The sequence below is a fragment of the Chitinophaga sp. 9-1-y genome, assembly GCF_059511905.2.
In genome coordinates this window covers 2,686,561-2,707,624 of the sequence record NZ_CM197955.1, presented here as the reverse complement: position 1 = coordinate 2,707,624, position 21,064 = coordinate 2,686,561, and the positions used below count along the sequence as shown (strand labels likewise).

14 protein-coding genes and 1 tRNA gene are annotated in these 21,064 nt (G+C 39.4%); 2 read left to right on the top strand and 13 right to left on the bottom strand.

Translation table 11 applies throughout. From position 1 onward, the window contains the following. Positions 1–80: 80 nt before the first annotated feature. The 8 genes from AC5ZC7_RS10700 to AC5ZC7_RS10665 form a co-directional block, all read right to left on the bottom strand. A complete protein-coding gene (locus tag AC5ZC7_RS10700; RefSeq protein ID WP_496159304.1) occupies positions 81–1,169 on the bottom strand; it encodes a lanthionine synthetase LanC family protein in 1,089 nt (362 codons plus the stop codon). Further along, entirely contained in the window at positions 1,160–2,911 is a 1,752-nt protein-coding gene (locus tag AC5ZC7_RS10695; RefSeq protein ID WP_496159305.1) for a hypothetical protein, read from the bottom strand. The genes AC5ZC7_RS10700 and AC5ZC7_RS10695 overlap by 10 nt, the downstream gene beginning before the upstream one ends. Before the next feature lie 13 nt (positions 2,912–2,924). After that, positions 2,925–4,181 (bottom strand): thioredoxin fold domain-containing protein, encoded by a 1,257-nt coding sequence (locus AC5ZC7_RS10690; protein ID WP_496159306.1) that lies wholly within the window; start codon positions 4,179–4,181, stop codon positions 2,925–2,927. Between the two features lie 571 nt (positions 4,182–4,752). Then, positions 4,753–6,381: a vitamin K epoxide reductase family protein gene (locus AC5ZC7_RS10685; RefSeq protein ID WP_496159307.1), complete on the bottom strand. Its 1,629-nt coding sequence runs from the start codon at positions 6,379–6,381 to the stop codon at positions 4,753–4,755. A gap of 89 nt (positions 6,382–6,470) precedes the next feature. Continuing rightward, on the bottom strand, positions 6,471–7,877 hold the full coding sequence (locus tag AC5ZC7_RS10680; protein WP_496159308.1) for an HlyD family secretion protein: 1,407 nt from the start codon (positions 7,875–7,877) through the stop codon (positions 6,471–6,473). Between the two features lie 25 nt (positions 7,878–7,902). After that, positions 7,903–10,089 (bottom strand): cysteine peptidase family C39 domain-containing protein, encoded by a 2,187-nt coding sequence (locus AC5ZC7_RS10675; RefSeq protein ID WP_496159309.1) that lies wholly within the window; start codon positions 10,087–10,089, stop codon positions 7,903–7,905. Positions 10,090–10,454: 365 nt separating this feature from the next. Continuing rightward, positions 10,455–11,108, bottom strand: coding sequence for a DapH/DapD/GlmU-related protein (locus AC5ZC7_RS10670; RefSeq protein ID WP_496159310.1), 654 nt, complete (start codon positions 11,106–11,108; stop codon positions 10,455–10,457). Between the two features lie 268 nt (positions 11,109–11,376). Continuing rightward, positions 11,377–13,620 (bottom strand): DUF5703 domain-containing protein, encoded by a 2,244-nt coding sequence (locus AC5ZC7_RS10665; RefSeq protein WP_496159311.1) that lies wholly within the window; start codon positions 13,618–13,620, stop codon positions 11,377–11,379. A gap of 791 nt (positions 13,621–14,411) precedes the next feature. Between AC5ZC7_RS10665 and AC5ZC7_RS10660 the strand changes: the two genes are divergently transcribed. Beyond that, positions 14,412–14,858: a DUF1569 domain-containing protein gene (locus tag AC5ZC7_RS10660; RefSeq protein WP_496159312.1), complete on the top strand. Its 447-nt coding sequence runs from the start codon at positions 14,412–14,414 to the stop codon at positions 14,856–14,858. Positions 14,859–15,143: 285 nt separating this feature from the next. Here AC5ZC7_RS10660 and AC5ZC7_RS10655 read toward each other — a convergent pair. Together AC5ZC7_RS10655 and AC5ZC7_RS10650 are read right to left on the bottom strand one after the other, a co-directional pair. Then, positions 15,144–15,227 (bottom strand) — tRNA-Leu (locus tag AC5ZC7_RS10655). Between the two features lie 83 nt (positions 15,228–15,310). Beyond that, positions 15,311–15,721 (bottom strand): carbohydrate-binding protein, encoded by a 411-nt coding sequence (locus AC5ZC7_RS10650; RefSeq protein ID WP_496159313.1) that lies wholly within the window; start codon positions 15,719–15,721, stop codon positions 15,311–15,313. Positions 15,722–15,971: 250 nt separating this feature from the next. On the opposite strand from AC5ZC7_RS10650, the gene AC5ZC7_RS10645 reads away from it, so the two are divergent. Continuing rightward, a complete protein-coding gene (locus AC5ZC7_RS10645; protein ID WP_496159315.1) occupies positions 15,972–17,024 on the top strand; it encodes an AOC03_06830 family ribosome hibernation factor in 1,053 nt (350 codons plus the stop codon). Between the two features lie 121 nt (positions 17,025–17,145). Here AC5ZC7_RS10645 and AC5ZC7_RS10640 read toward each other — a convergent pair whose 3' ends face one another. From AC5ZC7_RS10640 to AC5ZC7_RS10630, 3 genes are read right to left on the bottom strand one after another with little or no spacing between them, the layout of a single operon-like run. Next, positions 17,146–18,291 (bottom strand): glycoside hydrolase family 76 protein, encoded by a 1,146-nt coding sequence (locus AC5ZC7_RS10640; protein WP_496159316.1) that lies wholly within the window; start codon positions 18,289–18,291, stop codon positions 17,146–17,148. 6 nt (positions 18,292–18,297) lie between these two features. Then, positions 18,298–19,419, bottom strand: coding sequence for a SusE domain-containing protein (locus AC5ZC7_RS10635; protein ID WP_496159317.1), 1,122 nt, complete (start codon positions 19,417–19,419; stop codon positions 18,298–18,300). A 25-nt stretch (positions 19,420–19,444) separates the two neighbouring features. Next, positions 19,445–21,052: a RagB/SusD family nutrient uptake outer membrane protein gene (locus AC5ZC7_RS10630; RefSeq protein WP_496159318.1), complete on the bottom strand. Its 1,608-nt coding sequence runs from the start codon at positions 21,050–21,052 to the stop codon at positions 19,445–19,447. Between the last annotated feature and the right edge of the window lie 12 nt (positions 21,053–21,064).

The following is a 21,064-nucleotide window of genomic DNA, read 5'->3' as shown; positions in this document are numbered from 1 at the left end:
TACTTTCAATTACACTAATGCTATTTTCTAACCCAACTACTCAATGCAAATAGGAGCCCAACCAGATAATCCAGAATATTTTAATTTAATAATAATACTTCGCTCCAATTATCGAGCTCTGGTTTAAGAAATCCAATAGTAGTCAACGTAATTCCTGCCATCCCATTATATATTCCTATTGGTAACATGGCTCCATTTAACATCCTGCGATGAATTTCCTCGTGACAATTAATCAGTAGCTTATTTTGAATTTCAATACCATTTAATCGATTATTAGCAATAGTATCTTTAAAACTAATGTTTCCATTATCAATTTGACAACAGGCTACCGGAGATATGCTAGAGCCCAATTCACTTAAGTACGTTTTCCCTTTATCCTCCCAAGCGCTGTAGTTTAATTTCCGACCAGCCATAATATATAAATGTGATAATCGATACATTCGACTTATTAGCAAAGGCTCATTTCTTATAGTTTTATTGTGACAAAATTTCTTCAATATTTCCTCAATATTCCTAATAATGAAAAAAATGCAATCTTCAGATACTGATGAATTTATCTCCGTAGGCGATAACCTAGCTAGAAAGAATAAAATATTCCTGAGTACTTCAAATTTAGTATCGATATCATTAAGCATCGATTGTTCGTCAATTAAATATGATCCGGAAAGTAACTTAGTTTTTATATCATCTGTCAAGATAACCAAGCATTCCTGCTGACAGATCTTCCTAAAGCGATTTGTATTGATGTTTCTGCTCTCAAGTCTTTTCAAAAAATACATCGCTACTCCCAATGTACCTTTGTCTAAAGAAATATCATTTATAGGTGCATATAGGACCTTTTTATAAAGTTCGTCATCGAATTCTTCCAAAATGTCATTGGTATTAGCTTCAATATAGTCATTTTGAGCTAACCATTCCACGGCCCAGCCAATGCCAGCTATCCCATCAGAAAATCCATAGTTTTCAATATTTCCGATATGCTCGGCAACCTCATCAAATAATTCCTGCGCTTTAATAGGCCAATATGGATCATTGGTATATCTACCTATTACATGAAATAATAATGCTGTACCTGTCTTTCCATTCCACAAACCATAGTTCTCAATTTCCGATGTGTTGAGTTGCCCAAATGAATGGAAATTTTTCTGAAGAGATTCTGCTAGCTCCATTTTTCTAAAGATTTAATGTGCCACGGCCAGGTCGCAACATGTTCTTTTAGTTGCTCCTTTTTCATGGATGTAATGTTTAAATAGATTTCCATTAACCTGATTCTGTTCTTCATACTGTTATATCCAGAGTTTTCACTGCGCGGATGTGGAAGGTGATATAGTGATCCGGGAATTTTGATTACGGAATAGCCAAGGATTTGCATTCTTTTCATCCGTTCTACATCTTCAGGTCCCCAGCTGTTTATGTTTTCATTTTCCATTCCAGCCTGTATAAAAGACGCTCTATTTAAGAAAATCGCACCGCCACAAGACCGAAGGGTTGCAGAATAAAATTTACCACGATTAACCTCTAAGACTTCTGGATCAAGTACTTTTACAAAAACCTCCTTTAATAATCTGTCAACACTAGCAAAATCTCCACTGTATGGCAAAACATAGTCTATCTTATTGTTTCTAATTTCATCTATTGCAGTCAGTATTTGATTGATTGGAATAATTACATCAGCATCATATAGCGCCACAATATCTGATTTTGCTTCTCTAATCATATAATTATTATACTTTGTACGATGAAATACAATATCATCATCTTTTACAAAAACAACTTTGCAGCAACTAGGAAAATCTATATGTGATATTTTCGATTTTTTGTCCGCCTCAATTATTATAACTTTCGTAATAAAATATTTATTGATAAATCTCACAATAGTAAGTAAGTTCTCGAGTCGTTCATTTGAGTCAACCCGAATAGGTATTAGGAATGTTACGTCTGATAGATTATGTCTTTCATTTTCTTTCTTTTTAAGCATATCCTTAACTATCTCAACAATAGGCCAACTGCAACTGGTTCTATCAACCTGTTTAAAGTCAAAATCAAATGGCGCGTGAAAGCGAAAAAGCCATTTGGAAAAGAAATTGGCATTGTCGAAATCTACTCCTGTATAATGTAGTATATTTGAGTTATGCCAATTGGAAATATGTTCATTCGGTAAACAAAACTTCAACTTGGGATCAATCCGAATAGATTTGCCAGTTAGCAAAGCATTCCAATAAAGCGCCCACATATCCGAACACCATGTCTGGATAAACTGTAATCTATTAATTTTAATCCCAGTAGATAGGTAGTGACTATAAACTTTATTATTAACATACTTGGTTAAAATATAATAAATAGACTCACTGTCCTGTTCTACTTTATTCCAAAAATCATAAGAAAGATCATTCAATATATATTGGGCTCCTCCAGCGTTGTTGTCATTTTCAATTACTTGATACCTGCTAATACCAACAATATCACACAGCATTTGAAAGACTGATTCTTCACTTGTTCTCAAAATATAACTCGAATCTAGATAAGACCTGGTGTCAGACACATACCAATAATTCTCATTTGCATTATTCGGCCAATCAGGAATTTCTCTAAATAAAACGTCAGAATCATGATAAAATATTACCTCTTGTTGTAGTTCGGGATATTTCTGAAAATGCTGTTTAATTATATGAGGCCGAATAGATGATAAATAATTCCTCCTGACTCTGGTGTCAGGATAGCAGTAAAAAGTACCATGGCTGTTTTGGGACATCAATTGCTTAAATTCATTACTTAAACCGGAGTTTGAATTGTAGCCGATTAAAACATGAATATTACTAGGGTGAACGCCAAGTTTATTGAGGTTATACAATTGCAATTCCAATTGCCAAAGAAAATAGTAGTCATCAGGCTGAGCAGATAAATAAATCATAAAATAGAACTGGTTAATTACAATTGCTGCATTTGCTAACTTCGGTATCCCTTATTATTGAAAGAAGCTTTTCTTTCTCATCTGAAGAAATTTGACTCACTGCCTTTTTAATGTATTCTTGAGCCAAACTTAGTTGACAGTTTCGCTTAAGCAATATGCCAAATGCAAACAGATCCAATGGCGCATTTATTTGTTCTAACATCGGCGAGATTTCATGAAGAAAAAACGAATTAACAACAGAGGGTGTACAATCATTCATTATCTGTTGCCAGAAATTTAAACAACTCGGCTTCGAAAATTTATTATTATACTGGCGTACAAGCGAAAGGTAAGCATCCCAGCTAGTACGAGTTTTTTCATAAAACCGAATGCTTAAAATAAGAGAATCTTTTAGCTTAATACTATCTGGAGATGAACTGGCTCCTATCATGGCATTGAGTAGCCTTTGAAATCCAATAGCATCCTTTGTTTGAATATATTGCAGGCGATATTTGTTAAAAAGGATGCGTAATTTTTCATAGACTTCCTGCCCATACAATTCTTTCAATTTACGGTAATTTCCTATTATAAATTCATCATACTTAGGAGCAGATGCCAAAATGCTAATAACGCTCCAATTTACTTCAGAGTATAAGTCACTTTGTGCCTCTAAGTACTTGAAAACGATTGACGAATCAACACCTCCTTTTGTCCTTACGCTAAAATAGTCATTATAGAATTTCGGAAAGGATAGGTCAATCGTGCCTGAAATTCCGTTGGCTATGGTAGAAGGGGCTTTTAGAGCTGTTACCGTTTCCTGCAAAAATGATCTAAATTGATCTGGTTTATATGGGACCCTGTCTGTTCTATAGTGGACCTGAAAATTACTGTCCAAAATTATAATGGTTGGAAAACTGGAAACACGGAATTTTTTAGCGATGCGAATGCCATCACCAATTTCGGTATTATACGATATTGGAATATAATTTCTATTAATTTCTATCAGAAAAGAAGAGTCTGAAAATATCGTTCTTTCAATCTCTTTGCACGGAATGCACCATGATGTATGGCAATAGAGGAATATCCCCTTATTGTTAGTTTTGGCCTCAACAATAACCTTATCAATGTCGCTATGGGGAAAAGAGAATTCCTGAGCCAAAGCATTTCTTTGGAAAAGAAAAATTGTAGATAATATCATAATAATGACTGCCATAAAGAATCCCCTGGGCCGCCTTTGACATGAGGTGATTTTTAGATTAGTAACACACAAATAAGAAAATAATATTTGCATACATTATTTTTTACCTAAACATAATTGGAGGCAATTTCAAACTAGAAAAACACAGCATTTCAAATCCAATCAAATGCTATTCAATCATGTGATTGAACAGCGTAAAACCAGAAGGCTCGACTAATAAGCCTTCTGGTAACCATACCCGTTGTCCTTTCAGTTAACGGGCGACGAAAAAAGTCTATCCACGGCAATTCATTCCCTCCCATCCGTCTCCACAACATCCTTGAATAGTTGCCGTTGGCGCGCATTGTACTACTTTTGTATCTGAACTCTCCCTGTTCCAGCATTCACATGCTGTTCCGTGATGATCAACTGACCCGCCGAGAATTTTTTTAATCTGGTCTCTGCTTAGCAAGTCTTCTGAATTTTGAAATGATCCGTTTAATTTGAATTTTCTCATTACATTATAATTTAAAAGTTACAAATTAATTGCTCTCATTTTAAGCCCGTGACGCAGTAGTTGGCTCTATTGAATACTCGATATTGATTCTATCATCGATTATATTCATAAGAATTTACAAACTAGCGTAATTATATCCTTTATATCCGTGTACAGAAGTTAATTCAATTAGTGTAATAGGTATCGCATATCAGCAACGCTATAGCCATCAGGAAGCTGGTATCCATTTATGAAAATGGTGGGAGTAAAAGATATCCCTATTTTATTACACCAATTGTGCATTGCGTCTAGCTTTATATCCTGCTCTGATAATTCATTTCCTACAGGGTATCTATTGGCAAAAGTATCATAGTCCTTGTTGCTGTGAATATACCAATCATCGAGCACCTTCTTTATGAAGGTGCTATCCCCTTTTTCATACAATGTCATTAAATGCTTTACTACCCTAGTTTTGGCATCCTCTTTATCACTGGCCGCTGTAAATATAATTTGGACTTGTAAATCAAGATTGGAGTTCAATAGTGACTCTAATACCGCATGAGAAGTAGAGCAAGGTCCACAAAATGGATTGCAAACCTTTATTATTTTATTCTTTGAATTTGGATTTCCCAAAATTATACCTAAGTCTGAAGGCTCAAAAGCTACAGCTTTTTGCTTCAGCAAAAGGGTATCAAATATTTCTGAATTATACTTCAGTTTACTAAAACTCCTTTTGACTTTTTTAATCTCTTGGGCTGTGAGTAAAAGAGGCTTAACAATTAGCCAGCTACTACCAACAAATAAATATGACCCAATTAATCCAGCAGCAGCGAGCCACGAATAGTTATTAGGAACATTAAACTGAGCACCTAAAAGTGATATGACAAATTCTGACGACAAGAGTACCTGTACAAGAAGGCAAAGAATACACCACTGTTTCACTACATGAAACTGATAATAAATAGAGTACAAAATAAATGGAAGAGCAAAAACATTGACTATAGAGCAAAGAAATGTTACGGATAGATTAATATCACTTAATAGTAACGCCATATAGCTTCCGACAAAGTATACGAATCCTATTTCACTCCAACTTATAAAATTAAATATTCGAGACGCTGAAGACTGTAAGACAGCTTTACAATTTGTGGATTTCCCAATCTTACAGATTTTATCAAGTAGATAATTGTTATTATCCAGGTCGTACCATAACAAACAACATGTTACAAAAGAGCCAATTAGTTTAATTGTTAAAAATAAAAAGGGGAATATATTAGAGAAGTTTAAAAATATATATCTATAATATCCTAAATATGTAAATGATCCAATAATAGTAATCAACCATATGAATGTGGCAACTGAAGTTACCTGCCTGTCTTTATTTCCCTGCACATTGATGTTAGTTGAAATATTGTCGCTTTGTTCCATGACCAAGACAACACCATTATACTTTGGATGGAACAAATTCCAACTTATAGTCTGCCAGGAATTTTTAATTGGGTTGAAATACTGTACTTTTTCTTCATCGATCTTTTTAACTATAGTGAATAAAGATTGACCGCCTTCCAGGACTTGGGCAACAAAAGGAGCTTCTAACCCTTTTATTTTCTGGAAGGAAAGTCCTAAAGCATAGTTCTTGATGTTCCAGTTTGACAAAGCATCACTTATACTTAATAAACTCTTAAACGCGGGATGGTCATATAAAGTACTTTCTACCACTTTAGAACTCATTTTAATGCCTAATATAGGTAGTAGCTCTCTGACTATCACGATACAATTTTCTTGAGATTGACCGAGACTCTTTATGAAGTTCAGCATAGATGACATTTTATTCTGTTCCGAAATGGCTGATATAATTGATTGAAAATTTATGTTAAAATTATCTGTCGAGTAAAGAATTAATATGTTTAGTGGGCGTCGGAAGATAAATTAACTGGGCCGGCAGCACTTTTGGGTTTGTCAATGAGCATCCTAAAAGTGTAGAGAATCTTATTGATTACTCTCGTTTTCTTTGTAATGATTTCTGCTGTTCCTGTTAAGCCATTTTTAAAATTAAGTCGTTTCCCATAATCCGTCATCAATGAATCATTGAGCTTAATAGAAACATAGTAGTATCCGTCTTTATTAGGTATTGAAGAGAGAAAAATAACACTACCCTCAAGCCTTCCATATATTTGATATGGGTAACTTTGCAACCAGATAAGTGTCGATTGTCCTAATGCTACCTTTCCATAGTTTTCTTGCGAAACCAACATGCTTGCTGTATACCCCGTCACCTGAGGCAGTACATAAAAAATATCTTGACCAACTTTGACATCTTGTCCCTCTTGTATCAATGACGGAAATACTATTGTTCCATCAATTGGAGAAATAAGTAAGTATTGCTTACTCCAATTATTAATTTCACTGATCAAAGTATTCAAGGATTGGGAAAAACTGGCTTTTTGATCATTGAATTGCTGCTCAATATTTAGTAATTCATTCCTTTTTCCGATTGACGAATTTCTATTATCTATCAAGGCACTGCGGCTATTCTCTATAGGCAATTTTTTGTTCAATAATTTGCTATTTTCTTGCTTGTATTCTAATAGCGGAATTACTTTCTCTTTATATAGTTCTTCTTTTACTGTAAAATCTTGAGATGCGATTTCATAATCTTTCTCATGAACAACTTTCTCTTCTTCCAAACTTTCTCTTAATGCTGATAGATTTAAAAGCTCCTCATTTAATAGACCTTTTTTTTGCATGTAGACCCCATTACTCAAATATGATTTTAATTGAATGAAATTCTGAATGAAGACTTGATACGATTGTTGCAGTTCACCAAGATTTCTAAAGTCAATAATATTGTACTCTTCAAAGGCATTCCAATTGTGTTTGCGAATGTTGTCTAACATATAATTAAGTTCTTTCGATAGCTTAATTACTTCCTCATGATTCGCTGTGCTCTCCATGAAGGCCAAAATTTGTCCCTTTTTGACCTTCTGATTTTCATGCAACGGCATTTTTATGAGCTTTCCATCTAGCCTGGATATAACTGCTTTGGGAGTATTAGTTGCATTTACAGTGGCATTTCCTGTTATAACTTCTGCATATCTTACAAAGAAGCAAACAACAACCATTGACAAAACAATTAAACTAAAAATTACGGCACCCCATCTCATTAGTGATTTTGGCGGTTCACCAATCAATTCTTGCACGCTTTCAGATACAACCTCGTTTGAATAAGAATCTTCTTCAAGAATTACCATCTTGATTTCAGTATTTCGTTCTTTAGTCAACCGCCTTCCATTAATCGAAGTTGATTTCGGCATAGCTTGAAAAATTATCTATACATTACTAGTTACCTAACTCGAGTTGATTCTTTACAAGATTGTAATATCCTCCTTCTGCAAGTGTTAATTCCTGGTGAGTACCGATTTCCTTTATTGCACCTTTATCAAGAACAATGATTTGATCGGCATCTCGAACAGTACTCAATCTGTGAGCTACTATAACTACTGTACGTCCCTTAAAGAATTCTTTAAGATTTTCCATAATAATTTTTTCATTATTGCTGTCTAATGAATTAGTTGCCTCGTCAAATAACATGAAAGATGGGTTTTTGTACACAGCACGAGCTATTAATATTCTTTGTCTTTGTCCATGGCTAATTCCGTTACCTTCCTGACCAATCTGTGTATTATATCCCGCTGGTAGAGACTCAACAAATTCATCAATATTGGCAACACGTGCGGCATGTAGTATTTTCTTCTTATCCGGGTGTTGATCGCCTATTGCTATATTATTCATAATTGAGTCTGAAAAAATATAACCATCCTGCATTACGATGCCACATTGACTCCTCCAATGTCTAAAACTAACATTGTCCAATTTCATACCGCCGATATAGAGGCTCCCTTTAGACGGATTATAGAACCGCAGTAATAATTTTAGTAAAGTTGTTTTGCCACTACCACTCATTCCTACAATAGCCGTAACTTTTCCTTCGGGTATCTTAAGGTTTACATCTTTTAGCACCCAATCTGAATCGTAAGAAGGGTATTTGAAGAAAAGATTCTTAATGGTAATCGTTTTATCAGCAGGGAGATCATGAATAATCGGTTTATCTCTACTTTCTTCATCTTTAACATTATGAATCTCATTTATCCTTTCAATGCTAATTTTTGCGTCTTGGAAAGATTGTATAAATTGAATAAATTGTTGAATTGGGGCATTCAATTGACCGATAATATACTGTATTGCTAGCATTCCACCCAACGTTAGATGGCCTGTAACTACTGCTTGCGCGCTAAAAAAAGTAACAACAATGTTTTTAAGTTGATTAATAAATAGCGCTCCGCCTTGTTGAATTTGATTAACAGTCAAGTTCTTTACATTTACCTTAAACAGCCTGGCCTGAACTTCTTCCCATTCCCATCGTTTGAGATGCTCGCAATTATTCATTTTAATTTCTTGCATCCCGTGGACTAGCTGTATAGAAAGGCTTTGACTCCTCGCCTCAACTTGAAAGCGTTTAAAGTCTAGTTTTCTCCTATATCTTAAAAAGAGAAAAATCCATACAAAATACAATACACTTCCCGCTAAGAAAATTGAAAATATCTTCACATCATATATGACAACTACGATAGTAAGAATAACAAAATTGGCAAATGAAAAGACAATATTGATTGTCGAATTAGTTAAAAATGATTCGATCCTCGAATGATCTCCCATTCTTCGTAGTATATCGCCTGTCATCTTAGTATCAAAGAATGAAATTGGAAGTTTCATTAACTTTATTAGAAATTCCGATAACAACGCGATATTGATTCTAGTACTAACATGCAGTAATATCCAACTCCTCATAAAATCGACAACTGTGGCACCTATAAAAAGCATTAATTGTCCAAGAAGCAATAAATATATAAATTGAATGTCTTTTGTTGCAATTCCCACATCAACAACAGATTGAGTCAGAAAGGGTAGGAATAATTGAAGCCCGCTTCCAAGCACCAAACCTAATATTAGTTGAAAGAACAGCTTTCGGTGCTTTGCAATATATCTTGTAATCCGCCTGATATGAAGCGATGATGATTGATAATCGCCTTCATTTTCGTAAAATGATTCTGTGGGTTCTAAAATTAATACTACTCCCTTTCGATTACCTTCCTCAATGCTTGTCCAACCATCCAGGAAATCATGTACAGCGTATTTAAGAAGGCCTTTAGCAGGATCAGCAACATAAATATGCTTTGGCGTTATTTTATAGACAACGACAAAATGATTCTGATTCCAATGTATTATACATGGCAATGTTACATTGGCGAATAGTTTTGAAATACTTGTTTTAACAGCAATAGTGCGAAGCCCAATATACTCGGCGGCCTCACTGATACCTAACAGGGAAACTCCTTCCCGTCCTATTAAGCACATTTCCCTCAAATTTTGAAGCGAATAGTTTTTTCCATAGTACTTGGAAATCATTCTTAGACATGTTGGGCCACAATCCATTGCGTCCAACTGCTTGAAATAAGGGAATTTCATTTCGTTCTTTTAGGGCCAATTCAATCACCAGGTAAAACAAAGCGTACTATCGTACCAGGGCATTTCTCCTGCAATATAATATTATGTCTTTCAGGCTATTTCTTTCATTGTTCAACATGTTTAGACTATCGTGGATAATATGGAACTCAGGTTATAATAACATGTAAGGTTAAATCAAATGTTATGGAAATTTACATCAACTGATGTAGGTTTAACAAAAAAAATTCAACAAAACAAATATAATAATAGCATTTAAAAAAAGCAACCCTTAGAAAAAAAAAGGGGGGATTTATTGATGTTGATAATTTGAAGTATTTTTTCTACACAGAATCTTACCCGTTTTTCCAGGGAAAAAACTTTAACTATTATCTCCATTCAACATTTTCCTTAACTACTTTGGCTGGCACGCCAGCAGCAAGACACATAGGTGGTACATCCTTGGTTACGACTGATCCTGCCGCAATTATTGCACCATCCCCGATATTAACGCCCTTTAAAATTGTTACATTCATTCCCACCCAGACGTGATTGCCAATCGTTACCGGCTTGGTTCGTATAAGGTTGCCAGGGATTACACTGTGATTATCGGAATCTCTGATACATACATTTTCAGAAATGGCCACATTATCACCAATAGTTATACCCTCAAAACAGCTTAAATTCAAATTACTATTAATGTAGCCACTACCAAGAACAAGTTGGGCCCCTTTATTGATGTAAACTCTTGAACCAGAATAAATATAAAAGTTATGCCTTACAATAAGTGATGTCTCTTCTGCAAGGGACAAAAGTGAAGGAAATGGATCTTCTTTAACCCATGAGGTGTTAAATATGAATACTCCCTTTTCAACTCTAATTTCTGAGGTTTCGTGAATTTGCACAGATGTATTGCCTATCAGGGCTATATTTCCACCAAATCGATTTTGGAATTCATTCATTGAAATTTTCTGAATGCCTCTATTATTAAGCATGAAAATGGAGCCTTTTTTTCTCCGCGTAAATTTAAGGAAGGGTATCATACAGTCGTTATAGTTAAGGGTTTATTAGAGACAATTTATGAATTCTTGATCATAAAGATAGTTACTCATAGCGAATAATGTCATTTAACGTGACCTCCAAAGCTGGCATTAGTTTAATAATAGTGGATAGTCTTATATCCGGTGTTCTATTTTCAAGATATTTAGCCTGGAAGATATTTTAATAACACCATCATCGTATACGTGAAGCATAAAAGCCATGAAAATATTCGGAGAGCATGGCTTTATGTCCCCACACGTACTTTTGAAACTAGCCTTTTCGCGCAGATAATATTCTGCTTTTCAGCTTCCCGTCCTTATACGTACCCTCAACTTGCTTATTGCCTGGAATATTCAGCTTAAAATGTACATCCCATTCTTTCGGCCAGGCAGGAAGAAGTATATTTTTTTTGTTTTCGCATTGTAATACCATCCGCTGAAGAGCAATCATTGCAACATTTCCATGACATTGATCGGGAGTCCAGTCGTAGTTAGGGCCCCAGAATGCTGGAAAACGAAAGCCTTTATCCCAATTTGAAAAGCTTTGTACTACCATATCCTTGGCCTCTGCTGTCAAACCAAGTAATGCCGCCTGAATCGAGTTCTGTTGCCAACCGCCATTTTCTTTATGCACTCTATTGTTAAATGTTTCAAGTGCTACCTGCAAATCAGGTCTGCCAACGCCATAGACCGGATAAGGGAACACCGCATATAGTTCAGGATTTTCTGAATTAGCCTTGTTGCTATATTCATGAGCTGGTACCAGTATGGTTTTACCTGCTATTGTTCGAAGTGGTATAGCCGGTAAATCGCGGATGAGTTTTATCCACGTTGCCCTGTCTTCTGATCCGGTCAGATGCGCGGGAAGCTTCAGCATATTTTCGGCCACCGTGCGAATCCCCACAATTTCCGGCAGCGGGTTGGTAGCTGTGTGAAAAGTTTCCAATGACATAGCCGGGTTAAAGAAAATTTTTCCATCACTTCCCCTCTTCCAATGCAGATCATAGAATCGGAGAATGTTCGACGCCAGAGGTATTAGTGTATCCTTTGCGAATTTAGAACTTCCGGTGAAAGAATAGTAGTCGAGCATCAACAACGACAGTTCCAACCCACCTTGCCAATAATAGCGGATATATGGGTTTTTTGTATAGCCTTCCGGCAGATTGTTTCTTTCACAACCATAGTCACCATCGGCATATGTTCCCCAGAAATTCATAGTCTCCGGAAAAAATGCTCCATCATGATGGTAATACCGCTTTGTTGCTGCTACACGTAAGGGTAGAGCGTCTAAATACATTTTGAACAATGGCTGCATCATAGCAAAGTCGCCCGAATAGAGCATGCTCCAATAGGGTAGTCTTGTATTCTGCCACCAATAGCAACCTCCCCACAGACGAAAGTCGGCATCAAAACCCTTATATTGGCCATCCCGGCTGTAAGTATCTACCGTAAAAATGCTTCCGTTAAACTTAATGGGAGAATGCCCCCGTCCGGAGCAAGCATTTATGTATCGTTGTAAAATATATCCCTGTGTAACGGTCCGCGCTTTCCGATTTTCAATAGAATCTTGCGCCGAAATAAAGATAAAAGACTGACCCCAGAAGCTATGCCACCATTCTTTATGCGCAGTAATACGATTTTTTACATCTATTAACTGTATTGATCTGGCTTGTTTTAGAATCGCTTGTTCCCAACTGTCAACAGTACCTGTTTGAGTCAGCGGAAATACCTGTACCTGGAAGCGATTAGCTGCTGCTGTACTGACCATTACGGTGTCAGATATATTTGTCAGCCCCTTGGCCGCTATCATTAAGCCATAGTTCCGGTGCAAAATCGGATCTGTCATCTTATCCTTATATTCGAAAAGGGATTGCACTTTCAAATTATTTTCAAAAATGGACGAGGTATTGTGATGTACAGAGAGAATGCGATCAGATGCTCCTTTAAAAATGCTGTCGGCTTCCTGGTATATCGCTTTCGGACAATCATTGGATACCTGGGTAGAGCCGATACCCCAGACAGATTTCCCCTCCTCGCCCAAGATAGGGCGTTTTTCCCTTCTCCAGTTTTCGTAGGTTACTTTTATCTGAACAGGAGTTTTACTTTCGATATCAGCCTGGATAACGGGATGATTTGCGTCAATCCAAAAGCGTATCCTCGCATCGCCATAATTAACAAGTATTTCGCCATCCCTAAGAATCATTTCCTGGGAGAATGTTTTTGTATTGAAGCCATTCTGGGTGATAGATATGACAACTTTACCAAGTTTCAGCAGGCGACCTATTTCACTCCAAGCATCAGTCTTGGATATATAAAATGCCAGATCGCCGTTTGATTCCACCCATAGGTTCGCACCTATATCCCCATTTCCAATTGGCATAGAACCTTGTGAGTTGATACCTGGCCTATTCCAACGCACATTGTAGTCATCTAACGGGTTTCTTTGTGCAGCCAACGATTGTGGGATGAGCAGGCTGCAGATCAGGATAGACAAGGAAATTATTTTAATATTCATCTCAAGGAAAATTATCTTACTACCGTTTAAGTGTGATCTCTTTAGGTCATTACCATCGGATTTGCGCTGCCACATAGTTTTCAAAAAAAGAATTACAAAGCGCCTAATTACTTATAATGATTACTATTCACACAAAAGGAATTTGATTTGCCATTTTTCACCCACCCGCCGTCCGAAAAAAAGAAGTCGGACTAAAATTAATGATCTTCTCATTATAAAGATTTCAATTGATTGACTTCTTTTGATGTTATTTTTGCCTATGAAAGGAAGTGTTACTGCTATTTTTCTTATAATTAAGTTCGATTCATCTTCCCGATTTTGCACAACATAGCCAGTAAGTTCAGCTAGTAGACCAAGTGGATTATTATTCTTTCCACCAGCCTTAAAAGATGGCAATAGAACTTTTAAAAGTTAATGCCCCTGTTTCAAAGGTTTGCTATGCCGTAGGATTTGGAAAGCTTAAGCTCATTTACCGGGTTATTTAAGCGGATTATTGGTATAGCTCCTTCAGTATGCCTCCTGCAGCACAAAAAATAAACGTACAAATGTAAAATCACCACTCACCTTTATCCCGGGGTTATTTGGGCTAAAAAAGCGGTCTGGCTAAAAATAGCAATTTTGAAGAGGTGAAACGCTAATTCATAACGGTTCTTTGTGTAAACAAATAAAACGCAAAAAGGATGATCCCCCAAACTAACACATGTAAGCGTCTATTTTCACTCGCATAACTTGCTTAAGGGGCATCTTTTAAACCCCGGGTTATACCAACCTCATTTTTTAAATTATAGGATATGAAAACAATATTTGACAAAACAACAAAAGATGAACTGATTACCAGGATCAATGCGCTTAATGAAAATAGCACCGCTCAGTGGGGCAAAATGAATATTTACCAGGTATTGAAACATTGTATCCTGTATGAAGAAATGCTATTAGGTAAGAAAAAATTTAAGCGGATGTTACTTGGCCGCTTGTTTGGTAAAATTGCTTTGAAAGAACTAATTGGAGATGATAGCCCAATCAAACAAAACCTGCCTACTATCCCAGAAATTAAAGTTAAAGTAACTGACGGCGATATAGCAGCTGAAAAACAGCATTGGATATCCCTGATTAAAGAACATGCGGACTGTTCAAATCCTGAATTTGTACACGCCTTTGTGGGGAAAGTAACAAAAGAACAGAGTGGCTATTTAGCTTATAAACATACGGATCACCATCTCCGGCAGTTTAATTGTTAAGCCATCTGAAAGGGCTATAAGAAAAGCCATCATGATAGTTAAGCGGTATTTCTCCGGTATAATGGAAACCTGCCAAAATCACGGCTCATTTGGCAGATCAAATTTGGCCATTAAAGCCTTTTTTCGCGGCATCTTTTTAACACATTTGCGCTGATTGTATACAGGTAGGTTACCAGTGAATTGTTGTGTCATTTGGTGTGTCAGCAATAGTGAAAAAAAGCGTGGAAACTTGACACTCACAAAAATAAAAAAGCCTTACAAATCAATGACTTGTAAGGCTCTTAGTGCCCAGAACTGGATTCGAACCAGCACACCCTTGCAGGCGCTGCGACCTGAACACAGTGCGTCTACCAATTTCGCCATCTGGGCAACTGATATCGTGTCAGGGGTTGCAAATATACACACCTATTTCATTTCTCCAAAAAAAAATTGAAATAACGTAAACGGCTATACTAATAATTGTAAATGAAACCAAAGGAAGTAATGCTAAAAGGCATGGCGCCCTTTGCCACCAGGTATAAATCATGTACGCCTTCTGCATGCCGCAGGTTACCTGTTAATTTCAATGCGTAAGTACTATCACCGGTATAAGGTATTTCCAGCGTGCCAATAATTTTCCCCTTGGGCTTGTCGATCCGGAATTCGAGCCGGGCATTACTCTTTTTATGCTCAGAAGCTACTTCTACCCGGAACCCTATCTCCCCTAAACTCAGGTTTACCTGCGCAAAACTCAGGTAACTCCCCTCCTTCATCTGGAATTCCGTTGCCCTGTTCCCCTTTTTGGCTACTGCCGCCGGTGCCGCCGTCTGCCCGCAAACAGACAAAGGTACGAAAGCAAAAAGCAGCAATATCATCAGCCTCATAGGATAGGAATAGGTTTCTTCTTCTCGTTTTATTAGAGAACAGCCGCAGCAGTTCCCGGTGATAAATTAATAACAAATATCATAAAATTAAGGAATTATGTAATATTACAGCAAAATAATAACATGAACTGATGAAAATCAGCTCTCCGGGTGATATACATCAGGCCCCACCCCTTCTCTCCACTGTATCTTTATGCCCTCGTTGAAACATTACTTTCAACCGTTTGTTATAAACTAAAAATTGTAATTTATGGAACAGGCATTAATCACCTTAATTCAGTACCAGGGCGCTCCGGCAGTCACTATATTATTATCTACCCATAGAACACACCCCGATAACAGGCAAGATCCCATCCACCTGAAAAAACTGGTGGCTGAAACAGAAACAAAACTGTACGAGGCTTTCGATAAAAGGGAAATTTGGCCCGTGCTCGATAAAATAAAAGAAGCCGAGGCAACAATTGACCACCGCTATAACCTCGACACACTCGCTATCTTCGCCAATCCTGAAGGTGTCAAAGTAATGAGATTACCCATCCCCACCACCGACCGCGTGGTGATCGGCGACCGTTTTGAAGTACGTCCCCTCCTGAAGGCATTGCAACAACAAAAACATTACTACATCCTCACCATCGCACGCCAGAAAATCAGGCTGCTGGAAGCATACAACGATACTTTGGTAAGGGAGATACAAAACGACGACTTCCCCTTTGCCAACGAGTATTACACCAAAGACCCCATGAAATTGCAACAGGACTCCATCGTAGATGACCTCCTGAAGGAATATTTCAATGTGGCCGACAAACAGTTCAAAAAATATTACCAGGAAAATCCACTCCCACTGGTATTGCTGGGCGACACTAAAAGTATTGCCTACTACCAGGAACAAATGGATATCAAAAATATCGTCATCGCCACTGCCGCCGGCAGCTACGATGATACCAGCAGCCACGAAATACTGAAAGTAACCTTCCCGTTGGTGCAGCAATACATGACCAACAAACAACAGACCGACCTGACTGCCATCGAATCAGCACAGTCTAAACAACGCCTGCTGGTAGACCTGGGAGATATTTACCGCGCCGCAGAAGCCGGCGCTGCAGATACCCTCTACCTGGAAACCACCTACTTCCACAATGGTATCATTAAAGATGGGACGGTGATCTCCTCTGATCAACCCGGTGCGGAAGACGTTACACTGAATATCATCGACAGCGTACTGCAGAAAAGCGGGAAAGTGATTTTCATGGACGAAAACACCCTGAACAACTACCAGGGCATCGCACTGGCAACAAGATTCTAGCAAACTTTTCATGGACATACATACGCACAAAACAAAGCCCGCAACGAAAACGTGCGGGCTTGTTTTTTGTAGCGTTGTAACGTTAAATATTCATTACCTGCTATTCTTGCGAAAAGCTTCTTTATTTGATCAGTCCCATATCTTTGAGCTTAGCGGCAGCTTCCATCACCATGGCGCCGCTCAGCTGTGTTGTCAGATCACTGTTGGCGGCCATTTTGGTCCAGTCTGTATTAAAGAGCACCTGCGGACGGGTAGTACCCTTCCCCCACAACGTTTCCGCATTCAACTGCAGGAAGTTGGCGTATTTCGCGGCATCAGTACTACTCAAACTACCGTCTGTAATCAATAACATCAGATAACGCACCAGCACCCCTTTAAACAAGCCGCCATCGCCGGCGCCTTCATCTTTCAGGATATTGGCATTGGTAAAACCACCTCCCAGCGCGTTGTTGGCTGTTTTTAACGCGTCGTTAAGATAGCTGTTCTGACCAGTGAGCTTATACAACTCCACACCCGCGCCAATAAACACACCCTGGTTATAGGTGAAGTTCCAGTTTTTAGTCACCTGGCCGCTGCCATCCTGGTTAATACCATCCCATACAAGGCCACTCACCGGGTCAACCAGCGTGGCTTTCTGCCAATCGTATATTTTCTTTGCCCAGGCGATATCGTCCGGATTTTGTGTAATGCCGTACATGCGACAGGCAATAATACAGGCCGGCGCATTAGCGGGTGTGTTCTTATAATTCTTCGCTTTGTCTTTATTCCAGTGAATACCTCCACCCCACACATCGTCCCATCCACCTTTGATATCATTCCACAGCAACGTGGCTACGTCTTTGTAACGGGTATCTCCGGTGGCTTCAAAAGCACGCAGGCAGGCCAGGTTCATCCACTCCATATCATCATAGAAGTAGTTGATATAAGTGCCGCCATTCTTCACTTTCATTCCTGCCAGCAGGTCGTCCATGCGGGATTTGATAGCAGGGTCACTTTTACGTATATACGCATCCGTAAGCACATCCAGGGCATGGGCGTTGGGCCAGTAGTTAAAAGTAGTACCACCGTTGCTGTTCTGGTTAAAATACTTCTCCTGGTTCCAGAAATTATTGAGCAGACCCTGTGTAGACGAATCAGCGATCTGGGGCCAGTTATAAATATAACGCGCTTTACCGGCGCCCGGACCCGGGCCGTCATCTACCGGTTCTTTTAAACAGGCAGTGAAGGCCAGGGCTCCTATTAATAGTGAATACCGTACTATCTTCATAGCTAATTATTTGACGATTATTTCGTGCGTGTAATTCTTGTCTGTGGTGAAGTATACATTGATGTCGCAGTTCTTGTTATCTGCTTCGGTGGCAAACTTATAGCAATACCCCCACTGGTCGTTCCCCGCAATAGGCTTCAGTTCCCAGAAGCTCAGCGGCGTGGTAGCCGTAGGACGGTTGTTATCGCTGTTGATGCTACCAAACCATTCTTCTCCCACAGTACCACCACTATCTTTCACGGCTAAACGGAATTTATAACGCTCATCCCGTCCCCATGATTCCTGCTTGAAGGTAATCAGCTGATTTTTGATACTCCAGGTACCATTGCCTGCATAATTAATTTCAAATAAGAACTTATTCAGTGGCGCAAACCAGAGTCCGATGGTAGTTACTTCGGTAACAGAAGCGGCGGCGTTGTTGAAGTCCAGGCGCAAACGGTATACTTTTGTACCGGTGGTTTGTTCACCCTCTCCCCCTTCTTTCACTGCTGTTCCGGCTATAGAATAAGTACTGGGAGCGCCTGTATTCCGGTTGGTGAAATGATATTTGCCATTTTTGAGAGACGTATAAATTTCATATACCCCCGGCGCGGTGGATTTCAGCTTCAGCGCTTTCGACAGGTCAGCGCCGGCTTCTGTAGCGTCGCCGGTGAGGAATACATCTGTAGGAATTTCAGCAAAGCCATTGGGTCTTTCTACTTCAATGGTTTTGGTTTCTGCCGCTTTCTGGATGTTATATCCTTTAGCAGCCAGCACGGTCCATTTCAGTTTACCGGTGGCCAGGGAAGCGATGCCCGCTTTACCGGCAATACTGTTCAGGTCTTTATGAGATAAGGTCAGCCTGTTCTGTACGCCACCGCCATCAGAAGCGTATTTGGCAACAGGATTGGAAAAGTCGCCATTCTCTTTATCAAAGGCCACTTCATAAATCACCAGTGAACCATCTTCTGCGCGGGCCTGGTCCCATTCGAAGCTAAGGGTGGCGCTGGTAGCCGGTTGCAGCTTGATGTATTTATTATCGAGCGGCGCGGTGAGCTTCGCTACGGGTTGTATATTGGTATTGAGTGTATAGTCTTTCTTACAGCTAAACAATATCACACTCAGCAGGATCATGAAATATTTTTGCATGTTATTACAGTTTTAGGTGGAAGGATTACCAATCTTGGTTTTGTGAAAGATTTTTGTTCTGATCGCGTTCAATGGTCGGTATAGGCCACAGGTAGTGTTTCGGATTGGTAAACAACCTGTTTTCTACAATGATATAGCCGTTAGGGTCTTTGTTGAAAGCACCTGAAGTAACCTTAATACCTCTCACGGGTCTGTTCATCACAACATCGGCTGTTTTCCAGCGACGGATGTCCAGTATGCGTAATCCTTCAAATGCAAATTCTGCGCGTCTTTCGCGGCGGATCACGGTTTGCAGCTGCGACTGGTTCAGGGCCGCATTAAACTGGGTGGCGCCCGGGTCTGTAAATCCGGCGCGATTGCGCAACGGCTGGATGGTTTGATTCCATACTGCGGATGTCATCTGCCCCAACTCATTCTTTGCCTCCGCATACATCAGTAATACGTCCGCATAACGAATCAGGATCAGGTTTAAGCCGGAAGCATAGTTAGTGGCAGCGCGGTCATAATATTTATAGAAATAATAACCGGTAGGTGATGCGCCCTGGTCATCCACGGTGTTGGTAGACGGGTTAGAGCCGGGCTTCGTCAAAATGGTTTGTACATTCCCGCTGAAGTCAGTCACCCTGGAGCCGTCGTGCAGGATGGTGGCTTCAAAACGCGGATCCCGGTTGACATACGGATTATTCTCATCATACCCCGAGCCTGCATCGCCAATGGCTTTACCGTTGGTCATGATGTAATCGTTTACGAGATCCTGCGTTGGTACCAGTACGCTTCTCAGCGCGGCAATGGTTTGCGGCATAAACTGCCGTTGTTTGTCGTACGTTCTGGCGCCGCCATATTCCAGATCCAGGATCACTTCACTGTTGTATTCATTTGCTACCGTAAACAGGTTGGCGTAGTTGTTAAACAGTGCATAGCTGCCATTATCTGTTTTGTTGATCAGCAGGTCACAATCATTGACTACTGCCTGCCATTCGCTGCGGAACAAGTGTACACGGGCACTCAGGGCAATAGCGGCGCCACGGGTAACACGGCCACGATCACTCTGCGCCTGCTGCGTATTAACAGGCAAATCCTTCTGGATATCTGCCAGCTCTGTTAACACAAACTGCTGAATGGTATTTTTATCGGTGCGGGCAATGGTGCGCGACTGCTCAATGGTAATCAGGTCTGTATAAAAAGGTACATCACCGTACCAGGCCGTCAGCTGAAAGTAAGCATAGGCACGGATGAAACGCGCCTCTGCCAGGATACGGCGTTTTAATGCCGCATCCATATTGGGTACGCGATCGATGTTGGTGGTCACCGTATTACAACGACGAATGGTAGTATAATAATAAGGCCAGGTGTCTACTACGCGGCCATTGGCGCCGTCGTAGCCACCGTTGGCGATGGCGTTTACATTCAGTAAACCGCCGCCGCTGTTATAAGCATTATCACTGAGGGCTTCATCTCCAAAGAAATAATCATCTTTCGATAAATGCTCGTAACAGGCCGTGAGTGCATCGAGGGCATCCTGTGAATCACGCCAATAAGCGGTTTCGGTAAACTCCCGCGTGATGGGCTGATCCAGCTTACGACAGCCAAACAATCCCGCGGCTACTAATATTGATAAAAATATTTTCTTCATAACATTGATTGT